This window comes from Flexivirga sp. B27, from assembly GCF_052905685.1.
Map to the genome: position 1 here is coordinate 498,409 of NZ_JBPYUM010000001.1, position 14,097 is coordinate 512,505.

Genomic DNA, 14,097 nt, shown 5'->3' on the forward strand with positions numbered 1-14,097 from the left:
CTCCCCGGCGTTCAGCGGTCGGCCAAGTGGGTGAGCACCGCCGCCGCTGCCTTGCGGCCGGTGCCGATGCACGCCGGTATGCCGACTCCCTCGTATGCCGCACCGGCGACCTCGAGCCCCGGCAACTCCGCCAGCGCAGAACGCACGGCCGCGATCCGGTCGAGGTGACCGACGGCATACTGCGGCAACGCTCCGCCCCAGCGCTGCACGTGCGCGGCCACCGGGCGCGGCACACCGTCGCCGAGGGCAGCGCGCAGGTCCGACATGCCGGCAGCAGCGAGCTCGGCATCGCTGCGCTGCAGGTCGGCCTCTTCACCGTGCCGGCCCAGCGAGACCCGTGCGAACGTCAGCTCCGACGCCGCCTCGGCCAGCCACGGCCACTTGCTCGAGCTGAAGGTGGACGCCTTGATCCGCCGCGCGTCGACGGGAGGCACCAGGAAGCCGGAACTGTCTGCGAACACTGCGGATTCGGATCTGTTGAAGGCAAAGGTCACGATCGCCATCGATGCGTATTCGATGGCCTCAAGCGCGGCACCCGCGTCAGGTGCGACCGACGACACGAGTCGAGAGGTCGCACGCGCTGGTGTCGCCACGACGACCGCATCGGCATCGAGCTGCTCCGGCGACCGTGTCTCGCCGACGGTGACCCGCCAGCCGGTGTCCGTGCGGTCCAGCGCGCGCACGGTCGCCCCGGTCCGGACCGAGACGCCCCGCTCGAGCAACGCTCGGACCAGGTGCTTGGGCAGCGAACCCATCCCGCCGCGCACCCCGGCGAAGACCGGCTTCGGCGCAGTGCCGGCGGTGGACTGCGCCGTCGCGGCCCGTGCCGCGTCAGTCAGCAGGCGTTGGTGTTGGGCTGCCGCCAGCAGCGCCGGTGCTGCGGCAGCCGCGGAGAGTCGTCGCGCGTGCCCGGCATACACGCCACCGAGCAACGGCTCGACCAGTCGGTCGACGACCGCCGGTCCGAGCGCGGCCTCGACCAGATCGCCGACCGAGATGTCATCGGCGACATCGACACGCTGCTCGGCACGGGCCCGGTCCAGTTCGTCGTCGGTCAGCAGCGAGCTCAGCGACTGCGGGTCGGCGGGCACGCCGAGGACGGTGCCGCGTGGCATCGGGCGCAGCGCGTCCCGGCTCCAGATCGATGCCGAAACGCCGGCCGGGTGCACCGGCGCGACGTCGAGATCGGCGAGCAGCTCGAGTCCCTCGGGACGCCGAGCGAGCATCGCCTCCGCGCCGACGTCGACCTGGTGGCCGGCGATGGTCGCCAGCCGCAGCTTGCCGCCGATCGTCGGCGAACCCTCCAGGAGGACAACCTCGTGCGCGGATGCGGAGGCTTCCAGAGCCGCGGTCAGACCGCTGATCCCTGCGCCGACGATGACGATGCGAGCCATGCGCCCAGCTTCTCATCATCAAGTTGTGTCACCGCGGGGCGCATCGGCCCATGCGTGAGAACGGCTCAGTCCAAACAGAACTCGTTGCCCTCGGGGTCGTTCATCACGATGAACCCCTGGGACATCGGCGGCTCCGGATCGAAGCGGCGCACCCGAACCCCGCCGAGCGACACGAGCCGGGCGGCCTCTGCCTCCAAGGCGCTCATCCGTTCATCGCCCTCGAGCTCCGGCGCGGCCCGGATGTCCAGGTGGACGCGGTTCTTGCCGCTCTTCCTTTCCGGCACCCGTTGGAAGAAGAGCCGCGGGCCGTCACCCTCCGGATCCTCCAGAGCGGAGGCTGAATTGCGTTGTCCCTCAGGGACGCCCGCGGACTCGAGGAACTGATCCCATGCGGCCAGCGGGTCGGCGTCCGGTGCCAGTTGGACGCCGGGAGGTCCGGGATGGACATACCCGAGCGCGTCGCGCCAGAAGGTCGACAGGGACCGCGGGTCGGCGGCGTCGAACGTCACTTGCATCTCACGGCTCATGACCCCAACCTGCCACTCCCACCGGACATGTGCGGTCCGCAATAGGCGCGGTACGGCTACTGAGGTCCAGCAGTAGGTGCGGAATGACGCACCTCCTGCTGGACCTCATGGGCCGGCCGCTCCCGGACCGGTCAACCCCCCTGCACATCGTGCGCCGGCTCCGCGCACCATGTGCAGTCCTGGAATCCCGTCAGGCCGAGTAGCCCTTCGGCGGGATGAGCGACGCAAGCTGGTCGAAGGTCAGCCAATACTGAGAGTTACCACCGAAATTCGCCGGATCGGCGATGTAGGCCTGCATGGTGTCCGGGTTGTAACCGACCACCGTGAAGTAGTGCATGATCAGGTAGTTCGGGTAGCCCGGCAGGTGGTTGTTCGCCGGCGCCCAGATGTTGGCGACCAACGCGTAGCCGTGGTCGACGTTGTAGGTGATGTCGTGCCAGAGCAGATCTTTCTGTGCCTGTGTCGGCGGGTCGTTGGGGATCTCCTTGGTTTCGTACCACCCGACGTAGTTGTTGAGGACCCTGGTCACCTGGCCGATCCAGTCGGTGCCGTTGGTGGTCGTGCCGAGTTCATTCGCCATCTGCTGCTGGCTGACGCTGATCCCTCGACAAGACAACGCGATCGCCGTGGCCGTCGGGCCGCACCAGTAGCCGTTCACCTGTGCCTGATAGGTGAACGGCAGCACCTTCCAGTTGGCTGCCTGCGCCTCCGGCGCGACGGCGGCGCCCAACGCCACGAGACCGGCACCGGCCGCGGCACCCTTGAACAGATCGCGTCGAGCGACCGACTCTCCGTGCATGACTGCACTCCTTCCGTATGCCGTCCACCTTCACGGAAAGGGCAACCTCAGGAGAAGCAACTTTGTTAATTCTTTACGGCAAAATGACTCGGCGCAGTCACGTCGGCCCACGCGTCCGCGATGCCGCCGACGGCCCGCTGCAGACTCACCTCGTCCAGCGCGTATGGCGTGCGGATCCACCGCTCCAGACCACGACCGTCGACGGCGAAGAGTGACCCCGGCGCGAGCAGCACGCCACGCCGCTCGGCCGCTGCCACCAGTGCACTCGACCGCTCGCTCGGCAGGTGCCACCACAGGCTCAGCCCGCCCGTCGGCGTCTCGGCCTGCCACCCCGGGCAGCGATCGGCGAGCTCGAGCAGCACGCGCCGGGAAGCTCGCAACCGCTGTCGCGACTCCTCGCTCAACCCGCCCTGGGTGTCCATCAGCCGGGCGACCGCGAGCTGCTCCAGCACGGGAGCCCCCAGGTCCATCGTGAGCCGGGCGCGGGCGATCGCACCGACGAGCGCGTGCGGAGCGCGCACCCACCCGATCCGCAGCCCCGCCCAGAACGTCTTGGCCGCGCTGCCGACCGTGACGCATCCCGGCGCGTATGCCGCCATCGGCCGCGCCTCGATCGGCTCGTCCAACCAGGTGTCGATCATCGTCTCGTCGACGACGCCGGTCACTCCCCCGGCCCGCCACATCGCGGCAACCCGCGCGCGCTCGTCGTCGGACCACACATGTCCGGTCGGATTGTGAAAATCGGGCATTGCCAACATCATTCGCGCGCTCGACCGTCGTATGACGCCCGACAGCCCCTCCAGATCGTCGGACACCAACGGTGCCGGAACCACGCGCGCACCGGAGTGCGCCAGCGCGCGCACCGAGTTGGGATAACTCGGACTCTCCACGACGGCCGGCTCCGCCCGGCTGAGCAGTGCGCGGTAGACCGCAGCCAGTCCCGCGAGCGCGCCGGTGGTCACGATGATCTGGTCGGGGTCGGTGGGCACGCCGCGATCGGCATATCGCTGCGCGATGGCCTCGCGCAGCTCCGGGACGCCGAGCGGGAAATAGCCCGCCGCGGCGATGAAGGACGGCATCCGCTCCACCGCCCAGGCGTAGGCACGGTTCAAGCCCGGAGGCGCCGCCGGCGCCGCACAGGTCAGGTCGACGACGTCTGCACCGACGGGTTGCAGCGAGGCAAGTTCGAGTGGTTCACCACCCCCGGCGACGGGTCCGCCGGGCACCTGGACGACGGTGCCCGAGCCCCGCACGGCGCGCGCATAGCCACGGTCCCGCAGCACGCCATACGCGCGCGTGACGGTGGTCCGGCTGAGCTGCAGTTGCCCCAGCAACTCACGCTCGCTGGGCAGTCGGGTGCCGTGCAGCAGCCTGCCGTCGGCGACCAGCTGCCGGATGCTGTCCGCCAGCCAGGTGTATGCCGGGACGCCGCTGCGCCGGGGACCGAGCAACACGGCCAGTCGGCGAGCGGACACACGTGACTCCATGGATCCATCGTCGCCACAATGGCCTGCTCGGACAAGGCCAACCGGTCGATGCCCGGCGCAAAGAGCACCACTCGTCTGCAAGTGGCTCTTTTTCCGGTGGCCAAACGGCGCCATCCTGGATGACGTGAAGCCGATCCCTCTCGCCTCCCTCACTCCCCGCGAGCAACTGCGCGCCGGCAAGCTGCCGTCGCGCTTGGTCCGCCTGTTCGTCGGCCTCACGCTCTACGGCCTGGCGATGGCGATCTTCGTGCGCGCCGGCTTCGGGCTCGACCCGTGGGACGTCTTCCACTACGGCGTCGCCGAGCACCTCGGCCTCGACCTGGGCACTGCGGTCATCCTGGTGAGCATCCCGGTGTTGCTGTTGTGGATCCCGCTGCGCCAGTGGCCGGGGTTCGGCACCATCTCCAATGCGATCTGGATCGGGATCGCGACGAACATCTCGCTGGCCCTGATCCCCACACCGCACAACGTGGTGGTGCGGGTGGTGCTGTTGCTGACTGCCGTGGTGGTCAACGCGATCGGCGGCGCGCTCTACATCGGCAGCCAACTCGGACCCGGGCCGCGCGACGGGCTGATGACCGGCTTGCACCTGCGCACCGGGCTGAGCCTGCGGCTGGTCCGCACCTCGCTGGAGCTGACGGTGCTGGTCGTCGGCTGGCTGCTCGGCGGCATCGTCGGCATCGGAACCCTGCTCTACGCCCTGTCGATCGGCCCGCTCGTGCAGTTCTTCCTGCGCTATCTGGTGGTCCCGCTGGACGAGCCGGTCAGGCGGACCCAGACGACCCCGACGACGACTCCGTGTGCACCAGGTCCACCACCCGTGTCAGCGCATCCGGATCCGTGCTCGGCAACACCCCGTGCCCGAGATTGAAGATGTGCCCGCGGGCGGCCTTGCCCAACGTGAGGATCTCGCGCACCTTCGCCTCGAGCGGCTCGCGCGGTGCGAAGAGCAGCGCCGGGTCGAGGTTGCCCTGCACGCTGTATGCCGAACCCAGTCGCTGTGCGGCCACGTCGAGCGGTAGGCGGTAGTCGACCCCGACCACGTCGGCTCCGGCCTCACCCATCGCGGCAAGTAGCTCGCCGGTCCCGACTCCGAAGTGGATCCGCGGCACGTCGAGGTCCGCGACCGCTGCGAGCGCAGCCGCCGAGTGCGGTTGCACGAAGCGCAGATAGTCCGGCAGCGACAACGCACCGACCCACGAGTCGAAGAGTTGTATGGCGCTAGCGCCCGCCTCCGCCTGCACCCGCAGGAACGTGCCCGAGATGCGAGAGAGCTTGGCGCACAAGGCATTCCAGACGTCGGGGGCGCCATACATCAGGGCCTTGGTGTGCTCGTGGTTCTTGGACGGACCGCCCTCGATGAGGTAACTGGCCAGGGTGAACGGCGCGCCCGCGAAACCGATCAGCGGCGTGCCGCCGAGCTCGGCGACGAGCAACTGCACCGACCGCGTGATGTCCTCGACCTGCTCCGCGATCAGCTCCGGCAACGCGTCGACGTCTGCCTGCGTGCGCACCGGGTGCGCGACGACGGGGCCGATGCCCGGCTTGATGTCGACGTCGATGCCGGCGGCCGCCAGCGGCACGACGATGTCGCTGAAGAAGATCGCCGCATCGACCCCGTGGCGGCGTACCGGCTGCATGGTGATCTCGCAGACCAGCTCGGGGGTGCGGCACGCCTGCAGCATCGGCACGTCGGCGCGCACCTCACGGTATTCGGGCAGGGAGCGCCCGGCCTGACGCATGAACCACACCGGAGTGTGTGTCGTGGGCAGGCCGCGGGCTGCTCGGACCAACGCGCTGTCACGGGGATCGGGATGAGTCACGTGATGAATCCTCGCATCACGGGAGCGCCCGCTTGCAGCTAGCTCACGACCAACACGACGCCGAGCAGGGCGACCGCGACGCCCGCAGCCTGCACCGGGCGCATCCGCTCGTGCAGCACGAAACGTGCCAACAGCAACGTGGCGATCGGATACAACGACCCGAGCACGCTGATCAGGCTGACCTCGCCGTCCTTCGAGGCGAGTCCGAAGAGCCCGTTGGCGGCCAGGTCGCCGCAGCCGACGACGAGCAGCAACGGCAGGTCGCGGCGGCGCGACTTTCCGCCGTTCGCGAGACCGGGCCAGAGGCGCCAGATCACCACGAGCTCCACGACACTGGCGACACGCATCATCCACAGTGCCGGTATGACGCCTCCTGCGGAGGCTGCGTGCAGGAAGTACAGCGAGGCGCCGAAGCCGAGAGCCGCGCAGACTGCGAGCAGCACCGGCAATCGGGAGACGTCACCGGTGAACTCCGGCCCCGCCGCCAGCACCGCACCCGCCATCGCGAGGAACAGGCCGATGCCGACGACCACGCCCAACGTGTCGCCGGTCAGCAGTCCGATCGTGACCGGCACGACGGCGCCCAGTGATGCGATCGGCGAGACAACACCCATCGTTCCCACGGACAGCCCGGCATACAACGAGCACAACGCCATCGCGTTCGCGGCGCCGGCAGCGGCGCCCCACAACCAGGTCGTGCCGGTCGGCGCTCCGGAGAGGAGCAGTTGCGCACCGAACACGACCGACATCGCCAGCAGGGCACCGAACTGTGAGATCGCCACGACGCGGATCGCGGCGATGCGCTTGCTGAAGATGCCTCCGCCGAAGTCGGCACTCCCCCACACCACGCTCGCGACGATGGCCAGGAATGCACTCATTGCGTGACGCCACGTGACGGGTGCGGCGTCGACACGACGACGTGCGAGGTCGACATGCCGGGCATCGTTGCATGCGGTCGGCGACCCGCCGAACCAAGGTCCAGCACTCGAAGGCATGTACGACTTAGGCTTGCATCCGTGGGAAACCAAGACCTTGGCGGCGCCGCCGCACCGGACTTCCAGGAAGCCGTCCGCGACCTGCAGACCGTGCGGCTCCGGCCGGAGATCCGGCTGACCGAAGTGCCGGCCCCGGGCCGGATCGCCCCTTATTCGCTGGCGATGACCGCCGACGTGTGCAACACCGCCGACCCCGACGACACCGAGCTCGCAACCGGTCGCTTCGTGGTCCTGCACGACCCGGATTTCCCTGAGCCGTGGGAAGGTTCGTGGCGGCTGGTCACTTACGCCCGTGCCGAGCTGGAGGCCGAGACCGGCTCCGACCCGCTGCTGGGTCAGGTGGGCTGGAGTTGGCTGATGGACTCGTTGCGTGAAGCCGGCGCCGACTTCCGCGCCGAGGCAGGCACCGTGACGCGTGTGCTGTCCGAGGGCTTCGGTTCGCTCGCCGAGGACGGCGGCACCGTCGAGATCGAGATCCGCGCCTCGTGGACACCCACCGGCCGCGACCTGGGCACGCACCTCGCGGCGTGGACCGACCTGTTGTCGACAGTCGCCGGCCTGCCGCCGCTGCCGGAGGGCGTGGTCGCGCTGCCCGGTCAGCGGCGATGAGTGTCGAGCAAGGCGACGAACCCACCGACGAGTCCCCGACCTACCCCGTCCTGGAGGCGCCGGCCGACGGCATACCCGATGTCATCGCCGATGAGCGGGAGTTGCAGCGCGCTGCAGAGACGATCGCCGCAGCGACCGGCCCGGTCGCGCTCGATGCCGAGCGTGCTGCGGGCTTCCGCTATGGCAACCGCGCCTACCTGGTCCAGTTGCGCCGCGAGGGCGCCGGGACCTTCCTCTTCGATCCGATCGCGCTGCCGGACCTGACTCCGGTGCAGGAAGCCATCGGTGACGCCGAGTGGGTGCTGCATGCCGCGACCCAGGACCTGCCGTGCCTGGCCGAGGTAGGCATGCACCCTCACGCGTTGTTCGACACCGAGCTCGGCTCGCGGCTGGCTGGCCTGCCCCGCGTCGGTCTCGCGGCCGTCATCGAGCACTACCTCGGCATCAGTCTGGCCAAGGAGCACTCCGCGGCCGACTGGTCGACCCGGCCGTTGCCCGAGCCGTGGCTGACCTACGCCGCACTCGACGTCGAGGTGCTGGTCGAGGTGCGCAACAAGTTGCACGCCGACTTGGACGCCCAGGGCAAGCTCGACTGGGCGTTGCAGGATTTCGCCGCGCTGACCTCCTTCGCCGGTCCTCGCCAGCGCACCGACCCGTGGCGGCGCACCTCGGGCATGCACCGCATCAAGAACAAGCGCGCGATCGCCCGGGTGCGGGAGCTCTGGCTGACCCGCGACGAGATCGCCCAGGCCTCCGACACCGCACCCGGGCGGGTGCTCCCGGACGCGATGATCGTCGAGCTGGCCAACACCGCACCACGCACCGCCGAAGCACTGCGCCAGGCAGGCTCGTCGCTGCGCACCAAGTCCCGCAGCCGTGCCCGTGCCGCCGGACGCGGCACCAACCGGTATGCCGACCGCTGGCTCGACGCCATTGCGCGCGTCGCGGCGATGACGGAGTCCGAGCTGCCCCCGGCCACCGTCCGAAGCGATGCGCCGCCACCACAGCGGGCCTGGGCGGATCGGCGACCGGAGGCTGCGGCGCGACTGACCTACGTGCGCGAGCGGCTGAGTGAGTTCTCCGAGGCAGAGCACGTCCCACTGGAGAACCTCATCACCCCGGACACGCTGCGACGTGTGTTGTGGACGCCACCGTATCCGTTCTCCGACAAGGAGATTCGTGATCGTCTCGAGCAGCTCGGCGCCCGGCCGTGGCAGGTCGATCTGGTGGCGCCATACATCCTGGAGGCGCCGACCGAGGCCCCTGCTACTGACGAGTAACAACTCCCGTAGAGTCGGAGACGTCAATTCGTCCTCACCCTCGGGAGGCACCGTGCCCCGCACGCTCTCAGAGGTCGTCTTCGTCGACGGTGTCCGCACACCGTTCGGCAAGGCCGGTGACAAGGGCATGTATGCCCAGACCCGCGCCGACGACCTGGTCATCAAATGCATTCGTGAACTTCTCCGCCGCCAGCCCGACCTCGACCCGGCCAAGGTCGAGGAGTGCGCCATCGCGGCCACCACCCAGATCGGCGACCAGGGCCTGACCCTCGGCCGCGTCGCGGGCCTGCTCGCCGGCCTGCCCAAGTCGACGCCGGGCTACTCGATCGACCGGATGTGCGCAGGTGCGATGACCGCGGTGACCAACACCGCGTCCAGCATCGCGTTCGGCGCCTACGACATCGCCATCGCCGGCGGCGTGGAGCACATGGGCCGCCACCCGATGGGTGAAGGCGTCGACCCCAACCCGCGGATCATCTCCGAGAAGCTCGTCGACCCGTCCGCGCTCGTCATGGGTGAGACCGCCGAGAACCTGCACGACCGTTTCCCGGAGATCACCAAGCAGCGGTGTGACGCGTTCGCTGTCGGCAGCCAGAACAAGCTGGCAAAGGCCTACGCGGAGAACAAGATTCAGCCCGACCTGGTGCCGGTGGCGACGCGCCACGACGAGAAGGGCTGGGGACTCGCAACGGCCGACGAGCCGCCCCGTCCCGGCACGACTGTCGAGGACCTCGCACAGCTGAAGACGCCGTTCCGTCCGCACGGCAATGTCACCGCGGGCAACGCAGCCGGCCTCAACGACGGTGCCACCGCGTGCCTGATGGCGTCCGAGCGCGCCGCGACGGAGCTGGGCCTGCCCATCGGCATGCGCCTGGTCAACTACGCGTTCGTCGGTGTCGAGCCCGAGGTCATGGGTATCGGCCCGGTCCCCGCGACCGAGAAGGCCCTGGACCACGCCGGCCTGGACATCAGCGACATCGGCCTCTTCGAGCTCAACGAGGCCTTCGCCGTGCAGGTGCTGTCCTTCCTGGACCACTTCGACATCGCCGACGACGACCCGCGCGTGAACCTGTATGGCGGCGCGATCGCCACCGGTCACCCGCTCGCCTCCTCCGGCGTACGCCTGATGACGCAGCTGTCCCGCCAGTTCGCCGAGCACCCCGAGGTCCGCTACGGCCTCACCGCGATGTGCATCGGCATCGGCATGGGCGGAGCCGTCATCTGGGAGAACCCGCACCACAAGGACTACGTCAGCAGCATCACCGAAGGAGCCGCGTGATGACCGAGACCAAGAATCTTCCCGACGAGGTCGTCACCCACGCGCACGTCCAGGACGTCGAACTCCCCGGCGGCGCAGGCACTTTCGCGCTCATCACGCTGGACAACGGCTTCGACCACACCAAGCCGAACTCCTTCGGACCGGCCGGCCTGGCCGAGCTGAGTGCCGCACTCGACACGATCGCCGAGCGCGCAGAGAAGGGTGAGCTCGTCGGCGCCGGAATCACCGGCAAGCCGTTCATCTTCGCCGTCGGCGCGGACATCACCGGCATCCCGGCGATCACCGACCGCGAGCAGGCGCTGGAGATCGCCCGCATGGGCCACGACACGTTCAGCAAGATCTCGCAACTGTCCGTACCGACCTTCGCGTTCATCAACGGAGCGTCGATGGGTGGCGGTGTCGAGGTCGCGTTGTATGCCGACTACCGCACCATTTCCTCCGACGTGCCGGCCTACGCGACGCCGGAGTGCTTCCTCGGACTGGTGCCCGGCTGGGGTGGGACCTACCTCGTGCCGCACCTGATCGGCACCGAGAAGGCCAGCCAGCTGATCATCAAGAATCCGCTGTCGCAGAACCGAATGATCAAGGGCAAGAACGCCTTTGAGCTGGGCCTCGCCGACCGGCTACTGCAGCCGGTCACGTTCCTGGAGGACTCGCTGGCCTTTGCCGGACGGGTGATCAAGGGCGAGGAGAAGGTCGAGCGCGAGACGGTCGACACCTCCGAGGAGGGCTGGAACGGTCCGCTCGACAAGGCAGCAGCCGAGGCCGACGCCAAGACGGGCAAGGCGGCGCCTGCGCCATACCGCGCGATCGAGCTGATGCGCTCGGCGCGCACCGCGAGCCGGGACGAGGCGTTCGACGCCGAGAACCAAGCGCTGGCCGACCTGATCATGAGTGACGAGCTGCGTGCCGGCCTCTACGCGTTCGACTTGGTGCAGAAGCGTGCCAAGCGGCCGGCGGGTGCGCCGGACAAGTCGCTTGCCCGCAAGGTCACCAAGATCGGCGTCGTCGGCGCGGGTCTGATGGCCAGCCAGATGGCGTTGCTCTTCGCGCGCAAGCTGAAGGTGCCGGTGATCCTCACCGACCTCGACCAGGAGCGCGTGGACAAGGGTGTTGCCTACACCCACGCCGAGATCGACAAGCTGCTCGCCAAGGGCCGGCTGAGCAACGACGGCGCCAACCGCCTGAAGGCGCTGGTGACCGGATCAACCAGCAAGGACGGCTTCGCCGACGCCGACTTCGTCATCGAAGCGGTCTTCGAGGAGATGTCGGTCAAGAAGAAGGTCTTCGCCGAGGTCGAGGCCGTGGTCACGCCGGAGTGCGTGCTGGCCACCAACACCTCGTCGCTGGACATCACCGAGATGGCGTCGGAGCTGAAGAACCCCGAGCGGGTCGTGGGCTTCCACTTCTTCAACCCGGTCGCCGTCATGCCGCTGCTGGAGATCATCCGTGGCGACAAGACCGACGACGCCACTCTCGCAACGGCTTTCGCGACCTCGCGGGGCCTGGGCAAGACCAGCATCCTGGTCAAGAACAGCCCGTCGTTCGTCGTCAACCGGCTGCTCGGTCGCTTCATGGGCGACGCCGGCCGGATCGTGGACGAGGGCACGCCGATCGAGGTCGTCGAGCAGGCGTTCGCGGGGCTCACCCCGATGCCGCCGTTCATGCTGATCAGCCTCGTCGGGCCGGCGATCGCGCTGCACAACAGCGAGACCCTGACGGCGGCGTTCCCGGATCGGTTCTACGTCTCCCCCAACCTCGCGAAGGTGGTCGAGGCCAAGATCCCGAGCTTCTACGGCAGCGACGGTGCGATCGACATCAAGGTGCTGGACCTCTTCGAGGCACCCGCGTCGCCGGTCGTGCTCACCGCCGACGAGGTGCGGGAGCGTGCGCTGGGTTCGCTGGCCGACGAGGTGCGCCGGATGTTGGACGAGGGTGTCGTGCAGGCACCGCAGGACATCGACCTGGCGATGATCACCGGTGCCGGCTTCCCGTTCTGGAACGGCGGCGTCACACCGCTGCTGGACCGGACCGGGATCAGTGAGAAGGTCACCGGCAAGCGCTTCCTCGCGCCCGGTGTGGCGTCGGTAGCCGACCCAAGCTGATCGAGTAGGGACGAGGCGCTGGGAGCTTGCGACCAGCGCCTCGTCACGTATCGAGATCCAGCGGCGACATACTCCACGATCCCGGCGACACGCCGCCGACATACCACGGAGTCCTCGCCGAGGATCCCGGAGCGGGCCCTGTGACACGGATCGCGTGTCGCAGGGCTCGCTTCATCTCATATGTGAGCTAGACTCGCTCGCATGACCGATGACTACCTCTCCCGAGTCGGCACGCTCATCCGCGACGCGCGGCGGCACAAGAAGCTCACCCAGAGTGAGTTGGCCGAAGCGCTGCAAACGTCGCAGAGTGCGGTCGCCCGCATCGAGCAGGGCAAGCAGAACCTCAGCCTGGAGACCCTCGCCCGGATCAGTGAGGCGCTCGACACCGAAGTCGTGGCGGTCGCCTCCTCGACACCGCTCAACCTGCGGATCAAGGGCGGTCGCAAGCTCTCCGGCGAGATCGACGTCCGCACCTCCAAGAACGCCGCCGTCGCCTGCCTGTGCGCGACACTGCTCAACAAGGGCAAGACCACGCTGCGCAACCTCGCCCGCATCGAGGAGGTCAACCGCATCACCGAGGTGCTGACCTCGATCGGCGTCAAGACCCGGTGGCTGCCCGACAGCAGCGACCTGGAGATCATCCCTCCGGCGAAGTTCGACCTCGGCGCCATGGACGAGACCGCTGCGCGCCGCACCCGGACCATCCTGATGTTCCTCGGGCCACTGCTGCACCAGTTCGACGAGTTCCAACTGCCCAACGCCGGTGGCTGCGACCTCGGCTCCCGCACCGTGGAGCCGCACCTCTACGCATTGCGCGCGTTCGGCCTCGACGTCGTCGCGTCGCACGGCTACTACCACGCCAAGGTTGACCCGTCGGTCCGCCCCGGCAAGCCGATCATCCTCACCGAGCGCGGTGACACCGTCACCGAGAACGCCCTGTTCGCGGCAGCGCTCCATGACGGCGAGACCGTCATCCACAACGCCAGCCCCAACTACATGGTCCAGGACCTGTGCTTCATGCTGGAGAAGTTCGGCGTGCAGATCGACGGCGTGGGCACCACGACGCTGCGGGTGCGCGGTGTCAAGGAGATCAACCGCGACGTCGAATACCACCCGTCGGAGGACCCGATCGAGGCGATGACCCTCGTCGCCGCTGCGGTCGTCACCGATTCGGAGATCACCATCCGTCGGGTGCCGATCGAGTTCATGGAGATCGAGCTGACCCTGCTCGAGGGCATGGGCATGAAATACGAGATCGAGGGTGACGAATACACCTCGGCCAACGGCAAGACGCGCCTGGTGGACATCACCACCAAGCCCGGGCCGCTGATCGCGCCCAAGGACAAGATCCACCCGATGCCATTCCCCGGCCTCAACATCGACAACCTGCCGTTCTTCGCGGTGATCGCCGCCTACGCGCAGGGGGCCACCACGCTGCACGACTGGGTCTACGAGAACCGCGCGATCTACCTCACCGAGCTCAACGCGCTCGGCGCGAAGGTGCACCTGATGGACCCGCACCGCGTGCTGATCGAAGGCCCGACCAAATGGCGTGCGGCCGAGGTCATGTCGCCGCCCGCCCTGCGGCCGGCCGTCGTCATACTGCTGGCGATGCTGGCTGCTCCCGGTGTCTCGGTTCTGCGCAACATCTATGTCATCGACCGCGGCTACGAGGAGCTCGACACCCGGCTCAACAAGCTGGGCGCTGACATCCAGACGTTCCGCGACATCTGAGGCATTCCACAGACGCGTTGGTATGACGGGCGAGCTGCCCGTCATACCAACGCGTCTCACGTTTG

Annotated in this window: 12 protein-coding genes; 6 read left to right on the forward strand and 6 right to left on the reverse strand. The window is 68.4% G+C overall.

What is annotated here, in order from left to right; genetic code table 11:
- Positions 1-11 precede the first annotated feature (11 nt).
- The 4 genes from hemG to yczR all read right to left on the reverse strand — a co-directional run bounded on the left by hemG (position 12) and on the right by yczR (position 4,195).
- Positions 12-1,394 carry a protoporphyrinogen oxidase gene (gene hemG / locus ACSZL9_RS02435; protein WP_446663868.1) on the reverse strand — a complete coding sequence of 461 codons (1,383 nt, stop codon included), beginning with the start codon at positions 1,392-1,394 and terminating at the stop codon, positions 12-14.
- Between the two features lie 65 nt (positions 1,395-1,459).
- Positions 1,460-1,921, reverse strand: coding sequence for a VOC family protein (locus ACSZL9_RS02440; protein ID WP_446663869.1), 462 nt, complete (start codon positions 1,919-1,921; stop codon positions 1,460-1,462).
- Between the two features lie 190 nt (positions 1,922-2,111).
- Positions 2,112-2,720, reverse strand: a complete 609-nt coding sequence (locus ACSZL9_RS02445) for a C39 family peptidase (RefSeq protein ID WP_446663870.1) — start codon at positions 2,718-2,720, stop codon at positions 2,112-2,114.
- Positions 2,721-2,785: 65 nt separating this feature from the next.
- Positions 2,786-4,195, reverse strand: coding sequence for a MocR-like transcription factor YczR (yczR, locus tag ACSZL9_RS02450; RefSeq protein WP_446663871.1), 1,410 nt, complete (start codon positions 4,193-4,195; stop codon positions 2,786-2,788).
- Between the two features lie 136 nt (positions 4,196-4,331).
- On the opposite strand from yczR, the gene yczE reads away from it, so the two are divergent.
- Entirely contained in the window at positions 4,332-5,078 is a 747-nt protein-coding gene (gene yczE / locus ACSZL9_RS02455; protein WP_446663872.1) for a membrane protein YczE, read from the forward strand.
- Here the strand turns inward: yczE and hemE are convergent.
- Complete coding sequence (hemE, locus tag ACSZL9_RS02460) at positions 4,972-6,030, reverse strand: uroporphyrinogen decarboxylase (protein WP_446663873.1); 1,059 nt, start codon at positions 6,028-6,030, stop codon at positions 4,972-4,974. The two genes, yczE and hemE, sit on opposite strands and share 107 nt — an antisense overlap.
- Positions 6,031-6,068: 38 nt before the next feature.
- Positions 6,069-6,908 (reverse strand): EamA family transporter, encoded by an 840-nt coding sequence (locus tag ACSZL9_RS02465; protein WP_446663874.1) that lies wholly within the window; start codon positions 6,906-6,908, stop codon positions 6,069-6,071.
- Between the two features lie 138 nt (positions 6,909-7,046).
- On the opposite strand from ACSZL9_RS02465, the gene ACSZL9_RS02470 reads away from it, so the two are divergent.
- The 5 genes from ACSZL9_RS02470 (at position 7,047) to ACSZL9_RS02490 (ending at position 14,032) form a co-directional block, all read left to right on the forward strand.
- Positions 7,047-7,634, forward strand: a complete 588-nt coding sequence (locus tag ACSZL9_RS02470; RefSeq protein WP_446663875.1) for a DUF3000 domain-containing protein — start codon at positions 7,047-7,049, stop codon at positions 7,632-7,634.
- Positions 7,631-8,914, forward strand: coding sequence for an HRDC domain-containing protein (locus ACSZL9_RS02475; protein ID WP_446663876.1), 1,284 nt, complete (start codon positions 7,631-7,633; stop codon positions 8,912-8,914). The genes ACSZL9_RS02470 and ACSZL9_RS02475 overlap by 4 nt, the downstream gene beginning before the upstream one ends.
- Positions 8,915-8,966: 52 nt before the next feature.
- Positions 8,967-10,193: a thiolase family protein gene (locus ACSZL9_RS02480; protein WP_446663877.1), complete on the forward strand. Its 1,227-nt coding sequence runs from the start codon at positions 8,967-8,969 to the stop codon at positions 10,191-10,193.
- A complete protein-coding gene (locus ACSZL9_RS02485) occupies positions 10,193-12,298 on the forward strand; it encodes a 3-hydroxyacyl-CoA dehydrogenase NAD-binding domain-containing protein (RefSeq protein ID WP_446663878.1) in 2,106 nt (701 codons plus the stop codon). Before ACSZL9_RS02480 ends, ACSZL9_RS02485 begins: the two co-directional genes overlap by 1 nt.
- A gap of 201 nt (positions 12,299-12,499) precedes the next feature.
- A complete protein-coding gene (locus ACSZL9_RS02490; protein ID WP_446663879.1) occupies positions 12,500-14,032 on the forward strand; it encodes a helix-turn-helix domain-containing protein in 1,533 nt (510 codons plus the stop codon).
- Positions 14,033-14,097: the final 65 nt, after the last annotated feature.

Coding starts and splice junctions, on each gene's coding strand:
- hemG (WP_446663868.1), bottom strand. CDS start 1,394: ATGGCTCGCATCGTCATCGTCGGCGCAGGGATCAGCGGTCTGACCGCG.
- ACSZL9_RS02440 (WP_446663869.1), bottom strand. CDS start 1,921: ATGAGCCGTGAGATGCAAGTGACGTTCGACGCCGCCGACCCGCGGTCC.
- ACSZL9_RS02445 (WP_446663870.1), bottom strand. CDS start 2,720: ATGCACGGAGAGTCGGTCGCTCGACGCGATCTGTTCAAGGGTGCCGCG.
- ACSZL9_RS02465 (WP_446663874.1), bottom strand. CDS start 6,908: ATGAGTGCATTCCTGGCCATCGTCGCGAGCGTGGTGTGGGGGAGTGCC.
- ACSZL9_RS02475 (WP_446663876.1), top strand. CDS start 7,631: ATGAGTGTCGAGCAAGGCGACGAACCCACCGACGAGTCCCCGACCTAC.
- ACSZL9_RS02485 (WP_446663878.1), top strand. CDS start 10,193: ATGACCGAGACCAAGAATCTTCCCGACGAGGTCGTCACCCACGCGCAC.
- ACSZL9_RS02490 (WP_446663879.1), top strand. CDS start 12,500: ATGACCGATGACTACCTCTCCCGAGTCGGCACGCTCATCCGCGACGCG.